This is a genomic window from Streptomyces sp. WAC05374 (genome assembly GCF_004353505.1).
Lineage (GTDB): Bacteria > Actinomycetota > Actinomycetes > Streptomycetales > Streptomycetaceae > Streptomyces.
The window spans coordinates 138,397-162,929 of record NZ_SMNQ01000013.1 but is presented as its reverse complement, the minus strand read 5'-3'; the positions used below and the strand labels follow the sequence as shown (position 1 = coordinate 162,929).

20 protein-coding genes are annotated in these 24,533 nt (G+C 73.9%); 4 read left to right on the top strand and 16 right to left on the bottom strand.

Translation table 11 applies throughout. From position 1 onward, the window contains the following. The 7 genes from E2B92_RS23375 to E2B92_RS23345 all read right to left on the bottom strand — a co-directional run bounded on the left by E2B92_RS23375 (position 1) and on the right by E2B92_RS23345 (position 7,851). Entirely contained in the window at positions 1-897 is an 897-nt protein-coding gene (locus tag E2B92_RS23375; RefSeq protein ID WP_126885689.1) for a dihydrodipicolinate synthase family protein, read from the bottom strand. After that, complete coding sequence (locus E2B92_RS23370) at positions 897-2,231, bottom strand: FAD/NAD(P)-dependent oxidoreductase (protein WP_133087677.1); 1,335 nt, start codon at positions 2,229-2,231, stop codon at positions 897-899. Before E2B92_RS23370 ends, E2B92_RS23375 begins: the two co-directional genes overlap by 1 nt. Continuing rightward, positions 2,221-2,508, bottom strand: a complete 288-nt coding sequence (locus tag E2B92_RS23365; RefSeq protein ID WP_126889634.1) for a (2Fe-2S)-binding protein — start codon at positions 2,506-2,508, stop codon at positions 2,221-2,223. Before E2B92_RS23365 ends, E2B92_RS23370 begins: the two co-directional genes overlap by 11 nt. Further along, on the bottom strand, positions 2,505-3,713 hold the full coding sequence (locus E2B92_RS23360) for an NAD(P)/FAD-dependent oxidoreductase (protein WP_133087676.1): 1,209 nt from the start codon (positions 3,711-3,713) through the stop codon (positions 2,505-2,507). Before E2B92_RS23360 ends, E2B92_RS23365 begins: the two co-directional genes overlap by 4 nt. A gap of 76 nt (positions 3,714-3,789) precedes the next feature. Beyond that, on the bottom strand, positions 3,790-6,171 hold the full coding sequence (locus tag E2B92_RS23355; protein WP_235023941.1) for a collagenase: 2,382 nt from the start codon (positions 6,169-6,171) through the stop codon (positions 3,790-3,792). Positions 6,172-6,343: 172 nt separating this feature from the next. Then, positions 6,344-6,742: a RidA family protein gene (locus E2B92_RS23350; protein WP_126889027.1), complete on the bottom strand. Its 399-nt coding sequence runs from the start codon at positions 6,740-6,742 to the stop codon at positions 6,344-6,346. After that, positions 6,739-7,851, bottom strand: a complete 1,113-nt coding sequence (locus tag E2B92_RS23345; protein WP_126889028.1) for an acyl-CoA dehydrogenase family protein — start codon at positions 7,849-7,851, stop codon at positions 6,739-6,741. The genes E2B92_RS23350 and E2B92_RS23345 overlap by 4 nt, the downstream gene beginning before the upstream one ends. Positions 7,852-7,948: 97 nt before the next feature. Between E2B92_RS23345 and E2B92_RS23340 the strand changes: the two genes are divergently transcribed. After that, a complete protein-coding gene (locus E2B92_RS23340) occupies positions 7,949-9,577 on the top strand; it encodes an AMP-binding protein (protein ID WP_126889029.1) in 1,629 nt (542 codons plus the stop codon). A 9-nt stretch (positions 9,578-9,586) separates the two neighbouring features. Then, positions 9,587-10,420, top strand: coding sequence for a PaaX family transcriptional regulator (locus tag E2B92_RS23335; RefSeq protein ID WP_126889030.1), 834 nt, complete (start codon positions 9,587-9,589; stop codon positions 10,418-10,420). Here the strand turns inward: E2B92_RS23335 and E2B92_RS23330 are convergent. Next, positions 10,398-12,674, bottom strand: a complete 2,277-nt coding sequence (locus E2B92_RS23330; RefSeq protein WP_126889031.1) for a bifunctional salicylyl-CoA 5-hydroxylase/oxidoreductase — start codon at positions 12,672-12,674, stop codon at positions 10,398-10,400. The genes E2B92_RS23335 and E2B92_RS23330 overlap by 23 nt on opposite strands. A gap of 6 nt (positions 12,675-12,680) precedes the next feature. Further along, complete coding sequence (locus E2B92_RS23325) at positions 12,681-13,508, bottom strand: enoyl-CoA hydratase family protein (protein ID WP_126889032.1); 828 nt, start codon at positions 13,506-13,508, stop codon at positions 12,681-12,683. Between the two features lie 316 nt (positions 13,509-13,824). On the opposite strand from E2B92_RS23325, the gene E2B92_RS23320 reads away from it, so the two are divergent. After that, positions 13,825-14,247, top strand: a complete 423-nt coding sequence (locus E2B92_RS23320) for an ATP-binding protein (RefSeq protein WP_235023940.1) — start codon at positions 13,825-13,827, stop codon at positions 14,245-14,247. Here the strand turns inward: E2B92_RS23320 and E2B92_RS23315 are convergent. The 6 genes from E2B92_RS23315 to E2B92_RS23290 all read right to left on the bottom strand — a co-directional run bounded on the left by E2B92_RS23315 (position 14,219) and on the right by E2B92_RS23290 (position 23,365). Next, a complete protein-coding gene (locus E2B92_RS23315) occupies positions 14,219-15,658 on the bottom strand; it encodes an amino acid permease (RefSeq protein ID WP_126889586.1) in 1,440 nt (479 codons plus the stop codon). The two genes, E2B92_RS23320 and E2B92_RS23315, sit on opposite strands and share 29 nt — an antisense overlap. Before the next feature lie 198 nt (positions 15,659-15,856). Then, a complete protein-coding gene (gene argF, locus E2B92_RS23310; protein ID WP_133087674.1) occupies positions 15,857-16,873 on the bottom strand; it encodes an ornithine carbamoyltransferase in 1,017 nt (338 codons plus the stop codon). A gap of 97 nt (positions 16,874-16,970) precedes the next feature. Then, a complete protein-coding gene (locus E2B92_RS23305) occupies positions 16,971-18,209 on the bottom strand; it encodes an arginine deiminase (protein ID WP_126889023.1) in 1,239 nt (412 codons plus the stop codon). Between the two features lie 159 nt (positions 18,210-18,368). Next, entirely contained in the window at positions 18,369-20,918 is a 2,550-nt protein-coding gene (locus E2B92_RS23300) for a polynucleotide kinase-phosphatase (protein ID WP_126889024.1), read from the bottom strand. Continuing rightward, complete coding sequence (locus tag E2B92_RS23295; RefSeq protein ID WP_126889025.1) at positions 20,915-22,381, bottom strand: 3' terminal RNA ribose 2'-O-methyltransferase Hen1; 1,467 nt, start codon at positions 22,379-22,381, stop codon at positions 20,915-20,917. Before E2B92_RS23295 ends, E2B92_RS23300 begins: the two co-directional genes overlap by 4 nt. A 60-nt stretch (positions 22,382-22,441) precedes the next feature. Then, positions 22,442-23,365 carry an LLM class F420-dependent oxidoreductase gene (locus E2B92_RS23290; RefSeq protein ID WP_126889026.1) on the bottom strand — a complete coding sequence of 308 codons (924 nt, stop codon included), beginning with the start codon at positions 23,363-23,365 and terminating at the stop codon, positions 22,442-22,444. Between the two features lie 238 nt (positions 23,366-23,603). Between E2B92_RS23290 and E2B92_RS23285 the strand changes: the two genes are divergently transcribed. Next, positions 23,604-23,831, top strand: a complete 228-nt coding sequence (locus tag E2B92_RS23285) for a hypothetical protein (RefSeq protein ID WP_133087673.1) — start codon at positions 23,604-23,606, stop codon at positions 23,829-23,831. Between the two features lie 139 nt (positions 23,832-23,970). Here the strand turns inward: E2B92_RS23285 and E2B92_RS23280 are convergent, their stop codons facing one another. Next, on the bottom strand, positions 23,971-24,441 hold the full coding sequence (locus tag E2B92_RS23280; protein ID WP_185923819.1) for a DUF6099 family protein: 471 nt from the start codon (positions 24,439-24,441) through the stop codon (positions 23,971-23,973). Between the last annotated feature and the right edge of the window lie 92 nt (positions 24,442-24,533).

Here is a 24,533-nt window from a genome sequence, read left to right as displayed (position 1 = left end):
CTAGGCGAGTCCTTCCGCGAGCGCCTTCTCGGTGGCGGCGCGGACGGCGGCCGCGTGCGCGCCGGCGAGCGGCGTACGGGGCGGGCGGCACGGCCCGCCGTGGTGGCCGGCGACGTCCATGGAGAGCTTGATGGCCTGGACGAACTCCGGCTTGGAGTCCCAGCGCAGCAGCGGGTGCAGCGCCCGGTACAGGGGCAGGGCGGTGCCCAGGTCGTGGGCGGCGGCGGCCCGGTAGAGGGCGACGCAGGAGGCGGGCAGCGCGTTGGGGTAGCCGGCGATCCAGCCCACGGCCCCGGCGAGCGCCAGCTCCAGGAGCACGTCGTCGGCGCCGATCAACAGGTCCAGGTCCGGGGCCAGTTCGGCGATCTCGTAGGCACGGCGGACGTCGCCGCTGAACTCCTTGACGGCGACGATGCTGCCGTCGCCGTGGAGTTGTGCGAGCAGTTCCGGCGTCAGGTCGGTCCTGGTGTCGAAGGGATTGTTGTACGCGACGACGGGCAGCCCCGCGCGGGCCACCTCGGCGTAGTGGGCGCGTACGGCGGCGGCGTCGGCGCGGTAGGCGTTGGGTGGCAGCAGCAGGACGGAGCCGCAGCCCGCCTCCGCCGCCTGCTCGGCCCACCGGCGGGCCTCGGCGCTGCCGTAGGCGGCGACGCCGGCCATGACGCGGGCCCCGTCGCCCGCCGCCTCCACGGCGACGCGGACGACACGCGCCCGTTCCTCGTCGGTGAGGGTCTGGTACTCGCCGAGCGAGCCGTTGGGGACGACGCCGTCGCAGCCCCGGTCGACCAGGTGGGCGACGTGTTCGGCGTAGGCGTCGTCATCGATGGTGAGGTCGTCGCGCAGGGGCAGGGCGGTGGCGACCATGACGCCGTGCCAGGGGTGGGGACGCTGGTTCATCATTCGGCTCCTGGTGGGTGTGCGAGCTGGCTGAGCGGTACGGGGCAGGCGAGCGGGCGCCGGTCGGGCGCGGGGTCCCGGCCGGCGAGGCGGGCGACGGCCGGTCCGCACACGCGGCCCTGGCACCAGCCCATTCCGGCGCGGGTGAGCAGCTTGACGGTGCGGGCGTCGCGGGCGCCCAGGTCGGTGACGGCTTCGCGGACGCGGTCGGCGGTGACCTCCTCGCAGCGGCACACCTCGGTGGCGCCGTCCAGCCAGTCGGTCCAGCCGTGGCCGGGCCGGTGGGCGGCGGCCATCGCGTCGGCGAAGGCCCGCATGCGGGCGCGCCGGCGGGCGAGGGCGGCGGGCGGGCGGCGGCCGGCGAGGCAGTGGGCGGCGATCTCGCCCTCGACGCGGGCGAGTTCGGCGCCGCCGACGCCGCAGGTCTCACCGGCCGCCCAGATGCCGGGCACGGAGGTGCGCTGCCCGGCGTCCACGTCCAGGGCGGGGGTGCCGTCGGGGGTGCGGCGGGTGGCGCAGCCGAGCGCGGTGGCGAGTTCGAGCTGCGGTACGAGGCCGTGGCCGACCGCGAGGGCCTCGCACGGGATGCGCCGGCCGGTACCGGGAACGGGGCGCCAGTCGGCGTCGAGCCGGGTGACGGTCACCGCCTCGACGCGGGTGGTGCCGTGGGCGGCGGTGACCGCGTGGCGGGTGAGGAGGCGGGTGCCGTGGCGCAGGAGGGCTCCGCCGTGCAGGGCGCCCTGGGCGAGTTTGGCCGGGTTGCGGGCGAGGGCGGGGGCGTGGCGGGCGTACGCGGTGTAGTCGGCCGCCTCGACGAGGGCGGGGACGCGGGCTCCGGCGGCGGCAAGCGTCGTGGCGACGGCGAGCAGCAGGGGCCCGCTGCCCGCGACGACGATCCGTCCCCGTGGCCCGGTGGGGAGGGTGAGCCCGCCCTTGAGCATGGCCTGCGCGCCTCCCGCCCCGACGACACCGGGCAGCGTCCAGCCCGGGAAGGGCAACTGGCGCTCGTACGCGCCCGTGGCGAGCAGCACGGCCCGGGCGCGCACGGCGGCCGGGGCCTCGTCGGGGCCCGCGACGGCGTGCAGCAGCCAGGTGTCGCCGTCGGGCACGACGGTCCACACGTGGTGGGCGGGCAGGTGGCGCACGCCGGTCAGCCGCCGTACGAGGGGGCGCGCCGCGCGGGGCACGGGTCCGCCCGCCGGGTGGCGGTGGATCTGGCCGCCCGGTCTGTCCGCCGCGTCCAGCAGGGTGACGTCCAGGCCGAGTCCGGCGGCGGTCGTGGCGGCGGCGAGCCCGGCGGGTCCGGCGCCGACCACGGCGAGGTCAGCGGTCATGGCCGGTGCCCTCCTGCGTGGTGACCGTGTCGCCGGGGCGGGCGGGCAGGAGGCAGGCGCGCTGGTTGGGGCGGCCGTTGACGGTGGCGAGGCAGTCGAAGCAGGTGCCGATCCCGCAGAACGCCCCGCGCGGGGCGCCGCCGGTCCGGGTGGTGCGCCAGGCGAGGACGCCCGCCGACCACAGGGCGGCGGCGACCGACTGACCGGGCCGGGCGGTGACGGGGCGCCCGTCGAAGGTGAAGGTGAACGGCGCGGGCGTGGTGGCGCGTCGTCTCACGGGGCGGCTCCTTCCGAGTCGTCGGGGCGGGCGTGGGGGTGGGCGTCCGGGCGGGTGCCGAAGCGGTCCGGGCGGAAGGGGCGCGGGTCCAGGGGCGGTGGTTCACCGCGCAGCGCGGCGGCGACGAGGAGTCCGGTCGCGGGGGCGAGGCCGATGCCCGCGCCCTCGTGGCCGCACGCGTGGTGGAGGCCCGGCACGCGCGGGTCGGGGCCGATGGCCGGGAGGTGGTCGGGGAGGTAGGGGCGGAAGCCGTGGTAGGCGCGGATGGCGCGTACCGTGCTCAGGACGGGGAAGAGGGCGACGGCCTGGGCGGCGAGCCGCCGCAGGGCCTCGGTGGACAGCGTCCGGTCGAAGCCGACGCGCTCGCGGGTGGCGCCGATGAGGACGGTCCCGGCGGGGGTGCCCTCGACGACGGCGGAGGACTGGAGGTCCGCCGACCCGCTGGCGACGTCGGCGACGTAGTCGGCCGCGTACACCTTGTGCCGTACCAGGCGGGGCGGGAGCGGCTCGGTGACGAGGACGAAGCCGCGCCGGGGCCGTACGGGCAGGTGGACGCCGGCCATGTGGGCGAGCGCTCCGCCCCAGGTGCCGGTGGCGTTGACCACGGCGGCGGCGGGGAGGTCGCCGCGGGTGGTGCGTACGCCGCTGACGGCGCCGGACCGGTCGGTGAGCACGGCCGTGACCTCTTCGCCGAGCCGGACGTCCGCCCCGGAGGCGCGGAGCAGTTGGGCGGCCGCCATGGCGGGCTGCACCTGGGCGTCCTGCGGGTAGTGGAACCCGCCGGCGAGGCCGGGGGCGAGGTGCGGTTCGAGGTCGTGCAGGCGGCCGGCGGGGATCTCGTGCGTCTGGACGCCCGCCTTCTCCTGCCGAGCCGCGAGGGCGCGCAGTGCGGTGAGGGCGGTCTCGTCCGATGCGACGACGAGACCGCCCTTGGGCTCGTACTCGGTCTCCGGTGGGAGCGTTGCGGCGAGTTCGCGCCACAGTCGGGTGGACAGCAGCGCGAGGTCGAGCTCCGGGCCCGCCTCCTTGTCGGAGACGAGCAGGTTGCCTTCCCCGGCACCGGTGGTGCCGCCCGCGACGGGACCGCGGTCGACGACGGTGACGGTGAGGCCGGCGCGGCCCGCGTAGTACGCGCAGGCCGCGCCGGTGATTCCGGCACCGATGATCACGGCGTCCGGCACATGACTCACATGTCTCGTGGGCACGGCAGTAACATTTCACATTTTACTGCCGCTGTACAGACCGCGGCCCGGCCCGAAGTCCCGTGCGAGGCACGGGTTTTCAGGTCCGCAGCGGCCCCTCGCACACGTAGTCCGAGGTCCCGGCCTGCCGGTCGGCCCAGATCTCCACCTCGCCGAAGGAGCAGTTCATGTCGGCGAGGTTGGTGGAGACGGTGGCCGTCCGGTCGAGCAGGAAGCGGTCGACCGTGTCGGACATGTCGCGGAAGACCCGGTCGGCACTGCCCGCGTCACCGAGGCGGGCGGTGATCCGGCCGGTGCACAGGAACCGCCGCATGCCCGCGTCGCCGTTGTCGGAGCACCGCGGGGTGGCCCCGGTCGCCGCCGCGAACGACGAGCGGACGGCCTCGGCGGTGGCGTCCCGCAGTTGGTCGTTGGGCGTGTACCGGGTGTCGGGGACGAACAGCTCGTCGACCTTGGCGATCTGCGCGTCCAGGAACGCGTCGTAGCCTCGCTGGACCGCCGCGTCCCGGCCCAGTCGCGCGCGCCAGGCGTCGAAGGCGGCCGGGTCGTCGGCGCGCAGGTGCCGGTACATCTCCCGCAACTGGGCGGGGCGTTCGGTCCACAGGTAGGTGAAGAAGGTGCCCGCGTAGGAGTAGAAGCGGAAGCCGTCGCCCTCGTAGGTGGCGTGCAGCAGCCGGTCCACGGTCATGCGCGGGCGGCCGCCCGCGGTGTCGGCGATGACGGACCTGACCAGGGACTTGCGCACGGCGACGCCGTCGTCGCGGGTGGCGCCGTCGAAGAACTCGGCCGTCCCCTCGTCCATGGCCGTGGTGCGGTCGTCCTGGTACCAGGGGCCTTCACCGAAGTACCCGGGCACGGCGAACCGGCCGTTGAGGTAGTGCATGTACTCGTGGCGGAACAGCTCCTCCAGGGTGAGCGAGGAGTCCTGCGGGACGCGGCGCTGGTAGGTGTAGAAGGTCGCGCCGCGCTCGATGTAGATGCCGCCGTTGTCGGTGTCCATCCCGGTCAGCAGCGGGTGGTAGTTCTCGTAGTCCGCGCGGGAGGCGTACAGGACGATGTTCAGGGCGGTGTTGGTGTCCCCGGCGAGCGGCTGCTCGGTGCCCAGCACCCGGTGGAACTGCGCCTTGACCTGCTTGCCCGCGTAGTAGAGCTGGTCCACGGTCGCGCGGTCGAGCCCGGTGCGGACCCTGATGGCCGCGTTGTCGTAGCGGTACGCGTGCGGGAAGATCTCCCGCTCGATGTCCTCCTTGCAGACCCGGTACGGTGCGCACGCCTCGTAGAAGTTCAGCCAGGAGGCGAGCCTCGCCCAGGGCGCGCTGCCGCGCCCGAAGTCGCGGACCACGGGGGCGAGCAGCGCCCCGAGGTCGGGCACGATCGTGGACGTCAGCGCCGCGATCTGCCCGAAGCGGCCGTACTCGGCGAGGGCGTCGCGCACGACCCACTCGTTCGGCGTGCCCTTGAGGTGGGTGTACGTGGAGAACTTCCGGAAGGCGTCGCGGTAGGCGGCGTTGCGCGCGACGAGCGTGTGGAAGGCGGTGTCCTTGTTGCCCGGGTAGACACCCAGGTAGTTGACGGACAGCGCGGCCAGGGCGGCGCCGCCCCACGCCGGGTCCTTGTAGGTGGTGGTGTGGTACCGGTCCATGGTGGCCAGCACCTTGCGGATCAGGTCCAGTTGGGAGTGGCGCAGCCCCGGCGCGCTGCCCGCGTAGAGCGCCTCGCGCAGGGACTCGGCGTTGGTGCGGGTGACGTCGAAGGAACGGCGCGCGGTGCCGAAGGCGTGGATGGCGCGGCGCATGGCCTCGGTGGTGGGCGGGTCGGTGACGTCGATCTCGCCGCGCGAGAAGTCGTGGTACGCCACGGAGTGCAGGTAGGTGAGCATCTCCAGCAGGTGGCTGCCGTTCCTGCCGTCGTGGGCGGGGGCGAGGGCGGATATGCGGCGGGAGACGGCCTGGACGTGCGCGTCGGACATCACCGGGGCCAGGCGGGCGTCCCAGGTCCAGATGAGGTCGCGCAGACAGCCGTCGGCGGTGACGGCGGGGTCGGCGAGGAAGTCGGCGAACGGCTCGGGCGCGAGGCGGGTGACGTCGCCGAGGGCGCACGGCACGGCCGTGGCCGCCGCGTGGGCCGGTGTCTGCGGGCCCGGGGTGCGGGTGGCGGTCCGCCCGCCGGGGGCGGGTGCGGGCCGGGGGGTGGGCCGGGGCGCGGTGGCGAGGCGTTCGACCTCGTCGTGGGGGCGGTCGCCGGTGGCGGGGTCCGCGTGCCGGCCGTCCGCCGCCGGGGCGGTGGGGGCGCCCGCTCCACGGTCGCCGTGGACGGCGTGGGCGGCGGTCGGCGCCGCTTGGGCGGTGGGGGTGGGCAGGACGCCGGCGCCGAGCAGTGTCGCGGTGGCGACGACCGCGGCGGCGAGGGCTCTGCGTACGGGGCTGCTGCGTACGGGACTACGGGTGGATCGCTGGGACACCTGCGGCTCCTGTGTCGGGAGGTGGGGAGTGGTCCGTTCAGCGGTGCGCACGGTCGGCGTGGCTTATTGATGAGTCCATGCCACTACCGTGTGACGTGCAACATAGTAATGTGACATTGCACTGCACAACCCTTGTGCGCCCCCGGATGTCCGGGGGCGCCGGGGGCGTGACTCAGCCCAGGACGGCAATCCCGTCCAGTTCGACCAGCGCCTGCTCGTCCCAGAGCCGGACGGCGCCGATGACCGCCATCGCCGGGTACTGACGGCCGGCCAGGCGGCGCCAGATCCGGCCCAGTTCGGGGGCGTGGGCCCGGTAGTCGGCGACGTCCGTGGCGTACACCGTGACGCGGGCGAGGTCGCCGGCGGTGCCGCCCGCCGCCTTCAGGGCGGCGAGCAGGTTGCCCAGCGCGGTCTCGAACTGCTCGGGCAGGGTCCGGCCCACCACGTTCCCGGCCCCGTCCAGGGCGGTCTGTCCGGCCAGGAGGACCAGGCGGGAGCCGGTGGCGGTGACGGCGTGGGAGAAGCCGGTGGGCGGTGACAGTTCGGCGGGGTTGAGGCGTTCGAGGCTCATGTGGCGTACAGCTCCTTGGCGATGATGGTGCGCTGCACCTCGGTCGCGCCCTCGTAGATGCGCGGCGCCCGGACCTCCCGGTACAGGTGCTCCAGCAGGTGGCCGCGCCGCAGGGCGCGGGCGCCGTGCAACTGGACGGCGGCGTCCACGACGTACTGGGCGGTCTCGGTGGCCAGCAGCTTCGCCATGGCGGCCCGCTTGGGCACGTCGGCGGCGCCCTCGTCGTACGCGGCCGCCGCCGCGTACACCAGCAGGCGGGCGGCCTCGGTGCGGGTGGCCATCTCGGCGACCTGGTGGGAGACGGCCTGAAGGTCTTTCAGGGCACCCCCGAAGGCGGCGCGTTCGGCCGTGTGGGCGAGCGCCGCGTCCAGCGCCGCCTGGGCCATGCCCACCGCGAAGGCGCCCACGCTGGGCCGGAAGAGGTTGAGGGTCGTCATGGCGACGCGGAAGCCCCGGTCCACCTCACCCAGGACGTCGTCGGGCCCCACCGGCACGCCGTCGAACAGCAGGCTGCCGATGGGGTGCGGACTGAGCATGTCGAGCGGGCCGCCGCTGAGGCCGGGCCGGTCGGCGGGGACGAGGAAGGCGGTGACGCCTTGCGCCCCGGCCCCCGGTGTCGTCCGGGCGAAGACGGAGTAGAAGTCGGCCTCGGGGGCGTTGGAGATCCAGCACTTCTCGCCCGTCAGCCGCCAGCCCGGGCCGTCGGGCACCGCCTCCATCGCGAGCGCCGCCGCGTCGGAGCCCGCGCCGGGCTCCGAGAGCGCGAACGCCGCGATTGCCCGGCCCGCGCCCACCTCCGGCAGCCAGCGCGCCCGCTGCCCGGGCGTGCCGGACGCGGCGACGGGGTGGGCGCCGAGCCCCTGGAGGGCGAGGGCGGTCTCCGCCTCCGTGCAGACCTGCGCGAGGGACTCCCGCATCAGGCACAGCTCCAGCGCCCCCGCCCCGAAGAGGCGCCCGAGCAGGCCCAGTTCCCCGAGCGCGGCGACGAGGGGGCGGTTGACGTGCCCCGGCTCGCCCTTCTCGGCGAGCGGGCGCAGGCGTTCGGCGGCCAGGGCGCGCAGCTCCGCGCACCAGGCGGTCTGGGCCGGATCGAGTGAGAATACGGGCATTCATGCCCCCTCGGAAGACATCTATCGCGGGCCGTTGACTGTCGTCACATGAACGATACGCTCGATGAGCGTTCCCACCACGCCAAGGGGGCGAACCATGGAGCTCACGCCTTCGGCCCACCTCGACACCTTCGCCCGGGACCACCTGCCACCGCGCGAGCAGTGGCCCGGCCTCGTCTTCGACCTCCCCGAGCTGCGCTACCCCGACCGGCTCAACTGCGGGGCGGAGCTGCTGGACCGCACGGTGGAACGGTTCGGCGCGGACCGGCCGGTCTTCCGGGACGGCGCGGGCCGGGTCTGGACGTACGGCGAACTGCGCGGCCGCGTCGACCGCATCGCCCACGCGCTCACCCGTGACCTGGGCGTGGTGCCCGGCAACCGGGTGCTGCTGCGGGGGCCCACCACGCCGTGGCTCGCGGCCTGCTGGCTGGCGGTGATGAAGGCGGGCGCGGTCGCCGTCACCGTCCTGGCACAGGCGCGCGCCCGCGAGCTGGCCGTCATGTGCGAGATGGCCCGGGTCGGCCACGCCGTGTGCGACGTCCGGACGGTGGACGACCTGGTCAAGGCGGAGGTACCCGGGCTGCGGATCACGGCGTACGGCGGTGACGGTCCCGACGACCTGCTGCACCTCGCGGCCCGGCACCCCGGCACGTACGAGGCGGTCGGCACGGCCGCCGACGACGTGGCACTGATCGCCTTCACGTCGGGGACGACCGGACGGCCCAAGGGGTGCATGCACTTCCACCGGGACGTGCTGGCCGTCGCCGACACCTTCTCCGCCCACGTGCTGCGGCCGGAGCCGGACGACCTCTTCGCGGGGAGCCCCCCGCTGGGGTTCACCTTCGGACTGGGCGGACTGGTGATCTTCCCGATGCGGGCGGGCGCCTCGGCGCTGCTGCTGGAGCAGGCCGGACCCAAACAGCTCCTGCCCGCCGTCGCCGAGCACCGCGTGACGGTGCTGTTCACCGCGCCGACCGCCTACCGGGTGATGCTGGACGAGGTGGACGCCCATGACACCGGCTCGCTGCGGCGCTGCGTGTCGGCGGGCGAGAACCTGCCGGCGGCCACCTGGCGGGCCTGGTACGAGCGGACCGGGCTGCGGCTGATCAACGGCATCGGCGCCACCGAACTGCTGCACATCTTCGTCTCCGCCGCCGACGACGCCATCCGCCCCGGCACCACGGGGGTCCCCGTTCCCGGGTGGCACGCGCGCGTGGTGGACGCCTCCGGTGAGCCGGTCCCCGACGGGCAGGAGGGGCTCCTGGCCGTGCGCGGCCCGGTGGGCTGCCGTTACCTCGCCGATCCGCGCCAGACGGAGTACGTACGGCACGGCTGGAACATCACGGGCGACACCTACGTCCGCGAACCGGACGGCTACCTGCGCTATGTGGCCCGCGCGGACGACATGATCATCTCGGCCGGGTACAACATCGCCGGCCCCCAGGTCGAGGAGGCGCTGCTGGCGCACCCCGACGTGGTGGAGGCGGCCGTGGTGGGCGCCCCCGACGAGGTGCGCGGCCACATCGTGGTGGCGTACGCGGTGCTGCGCGACGGCCTGCCCCGCGACGACTCCACCGCCGAGGCGCTGCGCACCTTCGTGAAGGACCGTCTCGCCCCCTACAAGTGCCCGCGCAGGATCGTTTTCCTGGACGCGCTCCCCCGGACGGCCACCGGGAAGCTGCAACGGTTCCGGCTGCGCCAGGACGAGCCCGGGACACGCCCGTAAAGTGATCACGTGGCCGAGCAGCACACCCCTCGTTCCCTGATCGTCTCCCTGTACGGCGCGTACGGGCGGACGCCCGACAACGCCCCGCTGCCGGTGGCCGAGCTGATCCGGCTGCTGGCGGTGCTGGGCGTGGACGCGCCGTCGGTGCGCTCCTCCGTCTCGCGGCTCAAGCGCCGCGGGCTGCTGGAGCCCTGCCGTACGCCGGACGGGGCGGCCGGATACGCCCTTTCGGACGACGCCCGCCAGCTCCTGGACGACGGTGACCGGCGCATCTACGCGGCCGGCGAGCCGCACGAGGACGACGGCTGGGTCCTCGCCGTCTTCTCGGTGCCCGAGGCGGAGCGGCACAAGCGGCACCTGCTCCGCTCGCGGCTGGGCCGGCTCGGCTTCGGCACGGCGGCACCCGGTGTGTGGATCGCGCCCGCCGCGCTGTACGAGGAGACCCGGCACACGCTCCGGCGCCTCCAGCTCGACCCGTACGTGGACCTCTTCCGCGGGGAGCACCTGGGCTTCGCGCCCACGGCGGAGGCGGTGGGCCGCTGGTGGGACCTGGCGGCGATCGCCAAGCTGTACGAGGAGTTCCTGGACCTCCACGAGCCGGTGCTGCGCGCCTGGTCGACCCGGGAGCCGTCGCCGGAGGAGGCGTACCGGGACTACCTGCTCGCCCTGGACTCCTGGCGCCGCCTGCCGTACGCCGACCCGGGCCTGCCGGCCGCCCTGCTCCCGGCGGGCTGGCCGGGCGGCCGGGCGGCCGCGGTCTTCGGCGGGCTGCACGGGCTGCTGCGGGACGCGGGCGAGGGGTTCGTCAGGGGCGGATCGGTCAGGGGCGGGGAGCCAGCGTGAGGCGGGGCTTGGGCGCGTCGGTGCGGCCCGTGGGGGGTTTGCGGCTGCCGGCGCGGTAGGGCGCGGGCCAGGGGGCGCCGGGGCCCTCGTAGCCCTGGTCGGCGGCGGCGTGCAGGGTCCAGTGCGGGTCGTAGAGGTGGGGGCGGGCCAGGGCGCACAGATCGGCGCGGCCGGCCAGCAGCAGCGAGTTGACGTCGTCCCACGACGAGATCGCGCCCACCGCGATGACGGGCACCTTGAGGGCGTTGCGGATCCTGTCGGCGTACGGCGTCTGGTACGAGCGGCCGTACTCGGGTCGCTCGTCGGGGACGACCTGTCCGGTGGAGACGTCGATGGCGTCGGCGCCGTGCTCGGCGAAGGCGCGGGCGATCTCGACGGCCTCCTCGGCGGTGGTGCCGCCGGGCGCCCAGTCGGTGGCCGAGATGCGCACGGTCATGGGCCGTTCGCCGGGCCAGGCGGCCCGTACCGCGTCGAAGACCTCCAGGGGGAAGCGGAGCCGGCCCGTCAGGGAGCCGCCGTAGGCGTCGGTGCGGCGGTTGGTGAGCGGGGAGAGGAACCCGGACAGCAGGTAGCCGTGGGCGCAGTGCAGTTCGAGCAGGTCGAAGCCCGCGCGCGCGGCGCGCCGGGCGGCGGCGGCGAACTGCTCCCTTATGTCGGTGAGCGCCGCCCGGTGCAGTTCGTGCGGGACCTGGCTGACCCCGGGGCGGTACGGGAGGGGGGAGGCGGCGACCAGGGGCCAGTTGCCGGAGTCCAGGGGCTGGTCGATGCCCTCCCACATGCGCTTGGTGGAGCCCTTGCGCCCGGAGTGTCCGAGCTGGACGCCGATGGCGGTGCCGGGCGACTGCTGGTGGACGAAGTCGGTGACGCGGCGCCAGGCGGCGGACTGGCCTGGGGTCCACAGCCCGGCGCAGCCGGGGGTGATCCGGCCCTCGGGGCTGACGCAGACCATCTCGGTCATGACGAGCCCGGCGCCGCCGAGGGCGCGGGCGCCGAGGTGGACGAGGTGGAGGTCGCCGGGGACGCCGTCCACGGCCGAGTACATGTCCATGGGTGAGACGACGACCCGGTTGCGCAGGGTCAGTCCGCGCAGCCGGAACGGGGTGAACATCGGCGGGGTGCCGGGCGGGCAGCCGAAGTCCCGCTCCACGGCGTCGGTGAAACGGGGGTCGCGCAGCCGCAGGTTGTCGTGGGTGACGCGGCGGCTGCGGGTGAGGAGGTTGAAGGCGAACTGGCGGGGCGGCTGGTCGAGGTGACCGGCGAGGTCCTCGAACCAGCGGAGGCTCGCGGCGGCCGCGCGCTGGGTGGACTCGACGACGGGGCGGCGCTCCGCCTCGTACGCCGTGAGCGCCGCGCACAGGTCGGGCTGCTCCTCGATGCAGGCGGCGAGTGCGAGGGCGTCCTCGACGGCGAGTTTGGTGCCGGAGCCGATGGAGAAGTGCGCGGTGTGGGCGGCGTCGCCGAGGAGGACGGTGTTGCCGTACGACCAGCGGCCGCAGACGACGGTGCGGAAGGCGGTCCAGGACGAGTTGTTCGAGGCGAGCGGCCGCCCCTGGAGCGCGTCGGAGAAGATCTTGGCGCAGCGTGCGACGGACTCCTGTTCGTCGAGTTCGTCGAACCCGGCCGCGCGCCAGACCTCCTCCCGCATCTCGACGATGACGGTCGAGGCGTCCGCCGCGTAGGGGTAGCCGTGGAGCTGCATCACCCCGTGCTCGGTCTCGGCGATCTCGAACCGGAAGGCGTCGAAGGCGAAGTCGGCGGCCAGCCAGATGTAGCGGCAGCGGTGGGGGGTGAGGTGGGGCGCGAACCCGTCGGCGTGCGCCTCGCGGGTGCGGCTGTGGACGCCGTCGGCGGCGATCACCAGGTCGTGGGTGGCGGCCAGCTCGGCGGCGGGGGGCGCCCCGGAGCGGAAGCGGAGCCGTACGCCCAGGCCGGCGCAGCGCTCGTGGAGGATCTCCAGCAGCCGGCGGCGGCCGAGCGCGGCGAACCCGTGACCGCCGGAGGTGAGCGTCCGGCCGCGGTGGACGATGTCGATGTCGTCCCAGCGGACGAACTCCGCCTGGAGGGCGGCGTACACGTCCGGGTCGGCGTGCTCGATGCCGCCGAGGGTCTCGTCGGACAGGACGACCCCGAAGCCGAAGGTGTCGTCGGGGGCGTTCCGCTCCCAGACGGTGATGTCACGTGCGGGGTCGAGGCGCTTGAGCAGGGCGGCGGCGTACAGGCCCCCGGGGCCGCCGCCGATGACGGCTACGCGCACGGCCGGTCACCGCCCCTGCCACTTGGGAGGCCGCTTCTCGGTGAACGCGGCGTGGAACTCGGCGTAGTCCTCGCCGTTCATCAGGAGGGCCTGGGTGGCGGCGTCCAGTTCGACGGAGGCGGCGAGCGGCATGTCCAGCTCGGCCGTGAGCAGTGCCTTGGTCTGGGCGTGGGCGAGGGCGGGGCCGTCGGCGAGCCGGCGGGCGAGCGCGGCGGCGCGGGTGTCGGCGGCGCCCTCCTCGGTCAGCTCGCTGATCAGGCCGATGCGTTCGGCCTCGGGGGCGCGGACGGGTTCGCCGAGCATCAGCAGCCGGGTGGCGTGCCCGAGGCCGACGACGCGCGGGAGGAGGTACGCGGCGCCCATGTCGCCGCCGGAGAGGCCGACCTTGGTGAACAGGAAGGCGAACCGGGCGGAGGGGTCGGCGATCCGGAAGTCGGCGGCGAGCGCGAGGACGGCACCGGCGCCGGCGGCGACCCCGTGGACGGCGGCGATCACCGGGAAGGGTGCCTCACGCAGGGCGCGGACGACCTGGCCGGTCATCCGGTTGAAGTCGAGCAGCTCGGCGGTGTCCATGGCGAGGGTGGCGCCGATGATGTCGTCGACGTCGCCGCCGGAGCAGAAGCCCCGGCCCTCGCCCGCGAGGACCAGGGCGCGTACGGCGCGCTCCCGGGACAGCTCGGCGAGCAGGTCGCGCAGATCGGCGTAGGCACCGAAGGTGAGCGCGTTCAGTCGGGCGGGGCGGGCGAGCGTGACGGTGGCGACGCCGTCGTCGACGGTCAGCCGCACGTGCCGCCATTCCTCGGTGCGGGGCGCGGAGCTGGAGAAGGGGCTCATGGGGTGCGGCCTCCCTGCGGTCTGCCTGCGCAGATGCGTGCCCTTCGAAGCTATCACTTGTACGTGACTTCCGTCACGTAGGCGCGATACGCTGAGTCGTGACCTTGTAACCGCTGTCCGTGACCGACCAGGGTCCTGTATCAGCCGGGGCACAGGACTCCCGATGGGTGGGCGGGGGCCTCGGGTTCGGCTGGGAGTCCTTCGTATGGTTGTCGGCAGACCTCACAGGTCTCGTGTGGCCCCTGCGTCCCCTGGTTCACACTCCCGGCTCTCCCCCGCACCCGAACGGAACCGCTCCCCCGAACGGACCCCCGCCTTGCCCGAAGCCTCCGGCCCCTCCTCCTGGCGCATCGCGCTGCCGCACACGTCGGCCGCGGTGCCGATCGCGCGCGCCCTGATACGGACGGCGCTCGCGGACCTGGACGCGTCGGCGTACCGGGACACGGCCGAGCTGCTGACGGCCGAGCTGGTGGCGAACGCGGTGGAGCACACCTCGGGCAAGGGACCGATCGAGCTGGTGGTGCGGCTGCTGCCGAGCGGCTGCCGGGTCGAGGTGCACGACCGGGACCCGGAGCCGCCGGGCGACCTGGCCCCGGAGCACGACACCCCGCCCGACCCCTGGCAGGAGCACGGGCGGGGCCTGCTGCTGATACGGACGCTCAGCGCGGCGTGCGGTCACCGGCTCACGGACGACGGCAAGGCCGTCTGGTTCACGCTCCCGGCGCTGCGGAGCCCGTGAGCGCGCCGGTGGGCGCGAGGCGCGAGCGGCGGCGCCCGTAGAGCGCGTACACCAGCGCGCCCACGGCCAGGAAGACGGCGAACCGCAGCCAGGTCGCCCAGCCGGTCCCCCAGATCAGGTACAGGCACATGGCGACGCCCAGCACCGGGCTGAGCGGGTAGAGCGGCACCCTGAAGCCGCGGTCGGTGTCCGGGTGGCGGCGGCGCAGCGCGACGACGGCGATGTTGACCACGGCCATGACGGCGAGGGTGCCGATGGTGGTCAGGTCCAGCACCACGTCGAGCGGTACGACGGCGGCCGGGACGGCGAAGACGGCGGCGACGATCCAGGTGTTGGCGACGGGGGTGGCGGTGCGGGGGGAGATCTTCTCGAAGACGCGCGGGATCAGCCCGTCGCGGGACATCGACATCAGGACGCGGGTCTGGCCGTACATCACCGCGAGGACCACCGAGGCGATGGCGACGACCGCGCCGAAGGCGATGACCCCGCCGCCGACGCCGGAGGCGGTCACCCGGTCCACGATCAGCGAGAGCGCGGCCGGCCGGCCGGCGACCTCGCCGGCGGAGAGCGCGCCGATGGCGGCGACGGCGACGAGGCAGTAGAGCAGCGTGACGAGCCCGAGGCAGATCATGATCGCGAGGGGGACGTTCCGGCGCGGGTTCTTGACCTCCTCACCGGCGGTGGTGATCGCGTCGAAGCCGATGTACGAGAAGAACGCCACCGAGGCGCCCGAGGTGACCCCGGCCAGCCCGTGGGTGGCGAAGGGGGCCAGGTTGTCGCCCTGGTAGGCGCGGAAGGCGATCGCGCAGAAGAGGATCAGTACGGCGATCTTCACCACGGCCATCACGGCGGTGGCACGCGCGCTCTCGCGGATGCCCCGGACCAGCAGGACGGCCGCGAGGGCGATCACCACGACGGCCGGGACGTTGACGAGGCCGCCCTCGCCGGGGGGACTGGAGAGCGCGGCGGGCAGTTGCCACCCGACGAGGCTGTCGAGGAGCTCGTTGAGGTACTGGCCCCAGCCGACGGCGACGGCGGAGACGGACACGCCGTACTCCAGCAGCAGACACCAGCCGACGAGGAAGGCGACGCGCTCGCCGAGGGTGGCGTACGCGAAGGAGTAGGAGCTGCCGGAGACGGGGATGGCGCTGCCCAGCTCGGCGAAGGAGAAGGCGGTGAAGACGCAGGTGATGGCGGCGAGGACGAAGGACACGACGACCGCCGGGCCGGCCTCGGCGACGCTGTCGGAGAGCCCGACGAAGATCCCGGTGCCGACGATGGCGCCCACGCCGAAGCAGACGAGCTGGAAGAGGCCCATGGTGCGCCTGAGGCCGTGCCCCTCCAGATCCGCACCGGATTCGGCGATGAGCTGGGCGGGGCTTTTGATGCGGCGCGGTCCGGTGGGACGCATGGGGCGGTTCTCTTCCTGGGCTGCTCGGGGGGCTTCTCCGGGCCGTGACGTCGGGCACACGGAAGTGGGGTCCGAGCACGCGAGCCCGGACCCCACCATGTGCCTCGATAGTAAGCGTCACACCGCATATCCACCCAATCGGGCGTATCACCATCCCGCACCCCGGCTCCGTACCGCCGGGCGCCGCCGTCCCGTGTCCTACCGCGCGCCGCCGGGGCCGCTCAGCGTGGCGACCATGACGGCCTTGATCGTGTGCATCCGGTTCTCGGCCTCGTCGAAGACGACCGAGTGTTCCGACTCGAAGACCTCGTCGGTGACCTCCAGCTCGGCCAGGCCGTGCCGCTCGTGGATCTCCCGGCCGACGGCGGTGCCCAGGTCGTGGAAGGCGGGCAGGCAGTGCAGGAACTTGACCCGCGGGTTGCCGGTGGCCCGCAGCACGTCCATGGTCACCGCGTAGGGGGCGAGGGCGGCGATGCGCTCGTCCCAGACCTCCTGGGGCTCACCCATGGAGACCCAGACGTCGGTGGCGACGAAGTCGGCGCCCAGGACGCCCTCGGCGACGTCCTCGGTGAGCGTGAGACGGGCGCCGCTGTCCTTGGCCAGCTCCCGGGCGCGGGTGACGACGGCGTCGTCCGGCCAGTACGCCTTGGGCGCCACGATCCGGACGTCCATGCCCAGCAGGGCGCCGGTGACCAGGTAGGAGTTGCCCATGTTGTAGCGTCCGTCGCCGAGGTAGGCGAAGGCGATGCTCTCCAGCGGCTTGCCGGCGTGCTCGGTCATCGTGAGCATGTCGGCGAGCATCTGGGTGGGGTGCCAGTCGTCGGTGAGGCCGTTGTACACGGGCACGCCCGCGTGGGCGGCGAGCTCCTCCACGGTGGCCTGGGAGTCGCCGCGGAACTCGATCGCGTCGTACATCCGGCCCAGCACCCGGGCCGTGTCCTTGGCGGTCTCCTTCTTGCCGATGTGGGAGCCCGACGGGTCGATGTAGGTGGTGGAGGCGCCCTGGTCGGCCGCGGCGACCTCGAACGCGCAGCGCGTACGGGTCGACGCCTTCTCGAAGATCAGGGCGATGTTCCTGCCGCGCAGCCGCTGCACCTCGGTGCCCGCCTTCTTGGCCGCCTTGAGCTCGGCGGCCAGGTCGAGCAGGCCGCGGAACTCCTCGGCGGTGAAGTCCAGCTCCTTGAGGAAGTGGCGGCCGGTGAGATCGGTGGCCATGGGCGCTCCTGGGGTTCCGACGGGTTTCGAAGACGGGACCATGGAAGTCTATACGAGGGTCCACATTTCTATACAGTCGGGTGGGCCTTCCGGGGGCTCAGCCGGGGTCGGCGTCCCGTTCGACCGGGCAGCTCATGCAGCGCGGTCCGCCCCTGCCCCGGCCCAGCTCGCTCCCGGGGATCTCGATCACCTCGATGCCCTCCTTGCGCAGGTGCGTGTTGGTGGTGACGTTGCGCTCGTACGCCACGACGACACCCGGCTCCACCGCCAGGACGTTGCACCCGTCGTCCCACTGCTCGCGCTCCGCCGCGTGCACGTCCTGCGTGGCGGTCAGCACCCGGATCGCGGGCAGGTCCAGCGCCGCGGCGATCGCGCTGTGCATGTGCTGGGGCGGGTGGTCGGTGACCTTCAGCGCCCGGTGCCCGTCACCCGGCTCGATGGTGTACGAGCGGAGCATGCCGAGCCCCGCGTACTGGGTGAACGTGTCGTGCGCGACCATCGTCATGACCGTGTCCAGGTGCATGAACGCCCTGCTCTTCGGCATGTCCAGCGCCACGATCGTCCGGGCGGAGCCGGCCGCGAACATCCCGCGCGCCAGCATCTCCACCGCCTGCGGAGTGGTGCGCTCGCTCATCCCGATCAGCACCGCGCCGTTGCCGATGACCAGGACGTCGCCGCCCTCGATGGTGGAGGGGTAGTCGTCCTGCCCCTCCGACCAGTGGTGGAAGGGGGCCGCGCCGGGGCCGGTGAACAGCGGGTGGTGCTTGTAGATCGCCTCGAAGTGCACGGTCTCGCGCCGCCGGGCCGGCCAGCGCATCGCGTTGATGGAGACGCCGTCGTAGATCCAGGCCGAGGTGTCGCGGGTGAAGAGGTGGTTCGGCAGCGGCGGCAGCAGGAAGTCGTCCAGGTCCATCACATGGAAGCGGACGGACGTCGGCTCGGCGTGCCCGGCCAGGAAGTCACGTTTCGTCATCCCCCCGATCAGCGCCTCGACGAGCGCGCCGGTCTCCATGCCGTCGAAGACCGCTCTTATGTGGTCCGTGGCGAGCGGACCGTACTCCTTCTCGTCGAAGACCCGGTCCAGGACGAGGTCCCTCGCCGCCGGGACCTCCAGCGCCTCGCGCAGCAGGTCCCCGACGAGGTGCACCTCCACGCCCCGGTCGCGCAGCACGTCGGCGAACCCGTCGTGCTCCTGCCGCGCCCGCCGCACCCACAGCACGTCGTCGAAGAGCAGCGCGTCCTTGTTGCTGGGTGTCAGCCGCTTCAGTTCCAGGTCCGGCCGGTGCAGGATGACGCGGCGGAGCCGCCCGGTCTCGGAATCGACATGGAATCCCATGCCTCCATCCTCACCGCGCGAACCCCACTTCACCCAAGTTCCGCCGGGAAAGCGCCCACGACCCGCCCGCCCGGGGCCGGAACAACGGGCCGGGAGCGGACGGGCGGGCGAGGCGGCGCGGACGGGCCTCCCGGACGGCCGGGGCGTCAGGGGCGGGCGTCAGAGGCGGGGGTCGACCGGTTCCGACTCCAGGGCCAGGACGGCGAAGACCGCCTCGTGGACGCGCCAGAGCGGTTCGCCGCCGGCCAGGCGGGCCAGCCCCTCCAGGCCGAGGGCGTACTCGCGCAGGGCGAGCGACCGCTTGTGGCCGAGGTGCCGCTCCCGCAGCCGGACCAGGTTCTCCGGGCGGGTGTACTCGGGACCGTAGATGATCCGCAGGTACTCCCGGCCCCGCACCTTGACACCCGGCTGCACCAGCCGGCCCGCGCGGTCGCGCACCAGCGCCTCGAGCGGCTTGACGACCATGCCCTCGCCGCCCGCGCCGGTCATCTCCAGCCACCAGTCGGTGCCCGCGCGCACCGACGCCTCGTCCCCGGTGTCGACGACCAGCCGGCGCGTGACCTGGAGCAGACCGGTCGGGTCGTGCTCCACCAGTCGGTCCAGCCACGCGAGCTGCTCGTCGTGCGGGACGCCCGCGAGGAAACGCCCCTGCCCGGCGAGGATCTGGAACGGCGCGAACCGCACCCCGTCCAGCCCCTCGGTGTCCCAGCAGTAGCGCCGGTACGCCGCGATGAACGCCGCCGCGTCCGCCGCCCGCTCCCGCTGCTTGCCCAGCAGGCCGGCGACGTCCACGCCCCGCCCGGCCGCCGCCTCCAGCGCGGCCACCGCGCCGGGGAGGACCGCGCCCGAGGCGGCGCCGACCGCCGCGTACTGCGAGCGCAGCAGCGAGGACGCCTTGAGCGACCACGGCATCAGCTCACCGTCCAGCAGCAGCCAGTCCGTGCCGAGCTCCTCCCACAGCCCGGCGGCGCCGACGGCCGTGCGCAGCCGGTCCAGGACCTGCTCCGTCATGGCCTCGTCGGCGAAGAACGGCCGCCCGGTCCGGGTGTGCAGCGCGCCCGTCGGGCCCCGGACCCCGAACCGCTCCCGTGCCGCGTCCGCGTCCCGGCACACCAGCGCCACCGCCCGCGAACCCATGTGCTTCTCCTCGCACACCACCCGCCCGACGCCGTCGGACCGGTACTGCGCGAACGCCTCGGCCGGGTGCTCCAGGTAGCCCTCGGCCCTCGACGTGGGCGTCGGGGCCATCGTCGGCGGCAGGTACGCCAGCAGCCGCGGGTCCACCGCGAACCGGCTCATGACCTCCAGCGCGGCGGCCGCGTTCTCCTCGCGTACGCCGACGTTGCCGGCGTACCGGGTCTCCACGACCCGCCGCCCGTGCACGTCCGCCAGGTCCAGCGGCCGGCCCTGGTGCCCGCCGGGCGCCTCGGTCGCCAGCGGCCTGACCGGCTCGTACCAGACCTTCTCGGCCGGTACGTCGACCAGTTCGCGCTCCGGCCAGCGCAGCGCGGTCATCCTCCCGCCGAACACCACCCCGGTGTCGAGGCAGATGGTGTTGTTGATCCATGAGGTGGTGGGCACGGGCGTGTGGCCGTACACCACCGCGGCGCGGCCCCGGTACTCCTCCGCCCACGGGTAGCGCACCGGCAGGCCGAACTCGTCGGTCTCGCCGGTCGTGTCCCCGTACAGGGCGTGCGAGCGCACCCGCCCCGAGGTGCGGCCGTGGTACTTCTCCGGCAGCCCGGCGTGGCAGACCACGAGCCGGCCCCCGTCGAGGACGTAGTGGCTGACGAGCCCGTCGATGAACCGCCGCACCTGGTCGCGGAACTCCTGGCTCTCCCCCTCGAGCTGCGCGATCGTCTCGGCGAGCCCGTGCGTCCGCTGGACGTTGCGGCCCTTGAGCCACCGCCCCAGCTTGTTCTCGTGGTTGCCGGGCACGCACAGCGCGTTGCCGGACGCGACCATGCCCATGACGCGGCGCAGGACGCCGGGGCTGTCCGGGCCCCGGTCGACCAGGTCGCCGACGAAGACCGCCGTACGCCCCTCGGGGTGCGCACCGTCCTCGTAGCCGAGCCTGGTCAGCAGGGTCTCCAGCTCGGAGCTGCACCCGTGGACGTCACCGATGATGTCGAAGGGGCCGGTGAGGTCCCGGAGGTCGTTGTACCGCTTCTCCAGGACGACTTCGGCGGCCTCCGCCTCCTCGACGCTCTTCAGGACGTGCACCTTGCGGAAGCCCTCGCGCTCCAGGCCGCGCAGCGAGCGGCGCAGCTCGCGGCGGTGGCGCTGGATGACGTGGCGGGGCAGGCCCGCGCGGTCGGGGCGCGCCGCGTTGCGCTCGGCGCACACCTCCTCGGGCATGTCCAGGACGATCGCGATGGGCAGGACGTCGTGCTCGCGGGCGAGCGCCACGAGCTGCCGGCGGCTCTCCCGCTGGACGCTGGTCGCGTCGACGACCGTGAGACGGCCGGCGGCCAGGCGCTTGCCGGCGATGTAGTGCAGGACGTCGAAGGCGTCGCCGCTCGCGCTCTGGTCGTTCTCGTCGTCGGCGACCAGCCCGCGGCAGAAGTCCGAGGAGATGACCTCGGTGGGCTTGAAGTGCTTGCGCGCGAAGGTCGACTTGCCGGAGCCGGTGGCGCCGATGAGCACGACGAGGGACAGGTCGGTGACCGGCAGCAGTCGGCGGGCCGGTACGGCGGTGGTCTCGGTCATGCGGCCTTCTCCTGCCTCGCGGTCGCCACTCTGGCGAACACGGCCATCTGCGTGGGCGGCCCCACCTCCGGGTCGTCCGGCCCCACGGGCACGAACTCGACGCCGTACCCGTGCCGCTCCCCCACGCCGCGCGCCCAGTCGCGGAACTCCTCACGCGTCCACTCGAACCGGTGGTCTCCGTGGCGCACGTGTCCGGCGGGCAGCGTCTCCCAGCGGACGTTGTACTCGACGTTCGGCGTCGTCACGATCACCGTCGCGGGCCGCGCCGAGCCGAACACCGCGTACTCCAGGGCGGGCAGCCGCGGCAGGTCGAGGTGCTCGACGACCTCGCTGAGCACGGCCGCGTCATAGCCCTGGAGCCGCTTGTCGGTGTACGCGAGCGAGCCCTGGATCAGCTTCACGCGCGCCGCCTGCCGCTCGCCCATGCGCTCCAGGCGCAGCCGTCGCGCGGCGACGGTCAGCGCCCGTACGGACACGTCGACGCCCACGACGCGGGTGAACCGGACGTCCTGGAGCAGCGCCTGCACGAGCTGGCCCTGCCCACAGCCCAGGTCGAGCACCGTGCCCGCCCCCGCCGCGTGCAGCGCCCGCAGGATCGCCTCGCGCCGCTGCTCGGCGAGCGGCACGGGCCGGTCTTCCGTGTCGGTCGTGTCGTCGACGGCGTTGTCGACGTCCTCGACGTCCAGGTCGTCGGCCTCGGCGAGCCGGACCAGTTCGAGGCGCTCCATCGCCTGCCGGGTGAGCCCCCAGCGGCGCGAGAGGTAGCGGCTCGTGATGAGCTTGTGCTCCGGGTGGTCGGCCAGCCAGCCCTCGCCGGCCCGCAGCAGCTTGTCGACCTCGTCGGTCGTCACCCAGTAGTGCTTGGCGTCGTCGAGGACCGGCAGCAGGACGTACAGGTGGCGCAGGGCGTCGGCCAGCCGCAGCTCGCCCTCCAGCACCAGCCGTACGTACCGCGAGTCGCCCCACCCGGGGAACCGCTCGTCCAGCGCCACCGGCTCGGCGTCGACCGACGTCCAGCCCAGCGGGCCGAACAGCGCGCGCACCAGGTCGGCACCGCCGCGCGCCGGAAGGGCCGGGATCTCGATCCGCAGCGGCAGCGGCCGGTCCGCCAGGCCGGGCCGCGCGGCGCACACGCCGCGCAGCGCGCTGCGGAACACCGTGCCCATCGCGACCGCCAGCAGCGACGAGGCCGCGTACGGCCGGTCGTTGACGTACTGGGCGAGTGCCGAGTCCGGCGCGCCGCCCCGGCCCTTGCCCCGGCTGCGCCGCACCAGCGCGACGGGGTCCACCTCGAGCAGCAGCGCGGCGGTGCAGCGCTCGGGGGACGCCTCTGGGTAGAAGACGTGCGCCGTGCCGTGCGAGGTGGAGAACGCCTGCGCCTTGTCCGGATGCTTGTGCAGCAGGAAGCCGAGGTCGGTGGCGGGGCGCTCGGGGGTACCGGTCGTACTGATCGTCAGGAACACACGTCCGAGTATCGCCGGGTGCGCGCCGCGCCGACCACGGGTTTTCCGTGGCCGCGCGGCTCAGGCCAACTGGGACATGACCTGGGAGGAGATCAGCTCCAGGTGGTCGAGGTCGTGCAGGTCGAGGATCTGGAGGTAGATCCTGGAGGAGCCGAGCGCCTCGTAGGCGCCGATCTTGTCGACGACCTCGGCGGGCGAACCGGCGAGGCCGTTCGCCCTCAGCTCCGCCACGTCCCGCCCGATGGCCTCGGCCCGCCGGGCCACCTCGCTGTCGTCCTTGCCCACGCAGACCACCAGCGCGTTGGAGTACACGAGGTCGTCGGCGCCGCGCCCGGCCTCCTCGGCGGCGGCCCGCACCCGGCCGAACTGCCGCTCGGTGTCCTCCAGGGAGGCGAACGGGATGTTGAACTCGTCGGCGTACCGCGCGGCCAGTCGGGGCGTGCGCTTCGCCCCGTGCCCGCCGATCAGGACGGGCACCTTGTCCTGGGCGGGCTTGGGCAGCGCGGGCGAGTCGGTGAGCTGGTAGTACGTCCCGTCGTACGAGAACGTCCCGCCGGTCTCGGTGCCCCACAGGCCCGTGACGATGGCGAGCTGCTCCTCCAGCCGGGCGAACCGCTCCTTGGGGAACGGGATGCCGTACGCCTTGTGCTCCTCCTCGAACCAGCCCGCGCCGAGCCCCAGCTCGACCCGGCCGCCGGACATCCGGTCGACCTGTGCCACCTGGATGGCCAGCACGCCCGGCAGCCGGAACGTCCCCGCGGTCATCAGCGTGCCGAGGCGGATGCGCTCGGTCTCCCGGGCGAGCCCGGCGAGGGTGATCCAGGCGTCCGTCGGGCCGGGCAGCCCGTCGACCGATCCCATGTGCAGGTAGTGGTCGGAGCGGAAGAAGGCGTCGAACCCGAGGTCCTCGGTGGCCTTCGCGACGGTGAGCAGCGTGTCGTAACCGGCCCCCTGCTGGGGCTCCGTGAAGATTCGAAGATCCATGCCTCCATCCTGCTCCATCGCGCACCGTCGAACGACCGTCAACCTCCCTCTCCCTGCCGGGTGAACATCATCATCCCGGCGCGCCCCGCCCGCCCCGGCCAGTGACCCCCGGCCGGTACCCATCGTTGGCTCGGGCGGAGCCGGACCGCCCGGCCCGCGCGCCGGCGGCGGATGTCGGTGCGTCGTTCTCTCTTGCCGCCCTCCCCCGTCGGGGAGGGCCTGGGCCGAGGAGGCCGCCATGTCCCAGGAAGCCGTGCCCGAACAGGCCGCGCCGGAGCAGCCGAAGGGTCTGCTGGAGCAGATGGAGGAGTTGATGGCGGCGCTGACCGCCGACCTGTCCCAGCTCGACGCCGACCTCCAGTCCTCGGCCGACCGCCTCCCGTCCCCCGACTCCGCCCCCCGCACCCCTCCCGCCACGGACGCCGGTGCCGGCACCGGCGCCGGCACGGACCCGATCACCGCGTGAGCCCACCGGAGTCCGGTCCACCCGCCGCCGGGCCGGACTCCGCCGGGTCACCGGCTCCCGCCGGGCCGGGCGTGTGATGGTTCAGCGCTTCCGTGTCGATGTGTCTCCGTGTCGTCGTATCGCCGTGGCTCCGACCGGATCAGGGGGAGGTCGCCGACGAGTCGGCCGGGTCGGGGGGTCTGGCGCGCTCGCGGACCGCGAGGCGGCGGAGCATCACGCGGACCCGGTCGCCGGCCTCGTCGGCGGCGTCGATCGCTTCGATGCACTGCCAGTACAAGCCCTCCTCGTCGGTGGCGCAGGCGACACCGACGAGTGCGATCCCCACCTCGCCCAGCAGCGCGCCCAGGCCCAGTAACGCCACCCGCACGTCGGCTACCGCCGTGAGGCGCAGCGCCCGCGCCGGATGGTCCGGCAGTGCCCCGCCCCTGCTGCCCGTCTCGCTCAGGCTGCGCGCCTCGCCCCTCAGCTCCGGCGGACCGGTCTGTGCCAGGTGGCTGCCGATCGCCTGGGCGAGCATCTGCGCCTGCCAGGCTTCCGCCACGATGTCCCAGGCCACCCGGCTGTCCGCCAGGGCGCGCCGGCCGGTCGCGATGAGCCGCTCCGCTTCCATGTACGCCGCCCCCGTTCGTACGACTGTCCGCCCATATACTCACTACCCAGAGTGAAGGCGAACGGACCCAAAAGCCAGGGGAATTCGGAAAT

Excerpts from the sequence above, each read along its gene's own strand:
- E2B92_RS23375 (WP_126885689.1), bottom strand. The coding sequence starts at position 897 with ATGAACCAGCGTCCCCACCCCTGGCACGGCGTCATGGTCGCCACCGCC.
- E2B92_RS23370 (WP_133087677.1), bottom strand. The coding sequence starts at position 2,231 with ATGACCGCTGACCTCGCCGTGGTCGGCGCCGGACCCGCCGGGCTCGCC.
- E2B92_RS23350 (WP_126889027.1), bottom strand. The coding sequence starts at position 6,742 with ATGAGCCTCGAACGCCTCAACCCCGCCGAACTGTCACCGCCCACCGGC.
- E2B92_RS23345 (WP_126889028.1), bottom strand. The coding sequence starts at position 7,851 with ATGCCCGTATTCTCACTCGATCCGGCCCAGACCGCCTGGTGCGCGGAG.
- E2B92_RS23340 (WP_126889029.1), top strand. The coding sequence starts at position 7,949 with ATGGAGCTCACGCCTTCGGCCCACCTCGACACCTTCGCCCGGGACCAC.
- E2B92_RS23325 (WP_126889032.1), bottom strand. The coding sequence starts at position 13,508 with ATGAGCCCCTTCTCCAGCTCCGCGCCCCGCACCGAGGAATGGCGGCAC.
- E2B92_RS23315 (WP_126889586.1), bottom strand. The coding sequence starts at position 15,658 with ATGCGTCCCACCGGACCGCGCCGCATCAAAAGCCCCGCCCAGCTCATC.
- argF (WP_133087674.1), bottom strand. The coding sequence starts at position 16,873 with ATGGCCACCGATCTCACCGGCCGCCACTTCCTCAAGGAGCTGGACTTC.
- E2B92_RS23305 (WP_126889023.1), bottom strand. The coding sequence starts at position 18,209 with ATGGGATTCCATGTCGATTCCGAGACCGGGCGGCTCCGCCGCGTCATC.
- E2B92_RS23300 (WP_126889024.1), bottom strand. The coding sequence starts at position 20,918 with ATGACCGAGACCACCGCCGTACCGGCCCGCCGACTGCTGCCGGTCACC.
- E2B92_RS23290 (WP_126889026.1), bottom strand. The coding sequence starts at position 23,365 with ATGGATCTTCGAATCTTCACGGAGCCCCAGCAGGGGGCCGGTTACGAC.
- E2B92_RS23285 (WP_133087673.1), top strand. The coding sequence starts at position 23,604 with ATGTCCCAGGAAGCCGTGCCCGAACAGGCCGCGCCGGAGCAGCCGAAG.
- E2B92_RS23280 (WP_185923819.1), bottom strand. The coding sequence starts at position 24,441 with ATGGAAGCGGAGCGGCTCATCGCGACCGGCCGGCGCGCCCTGGCGGAC.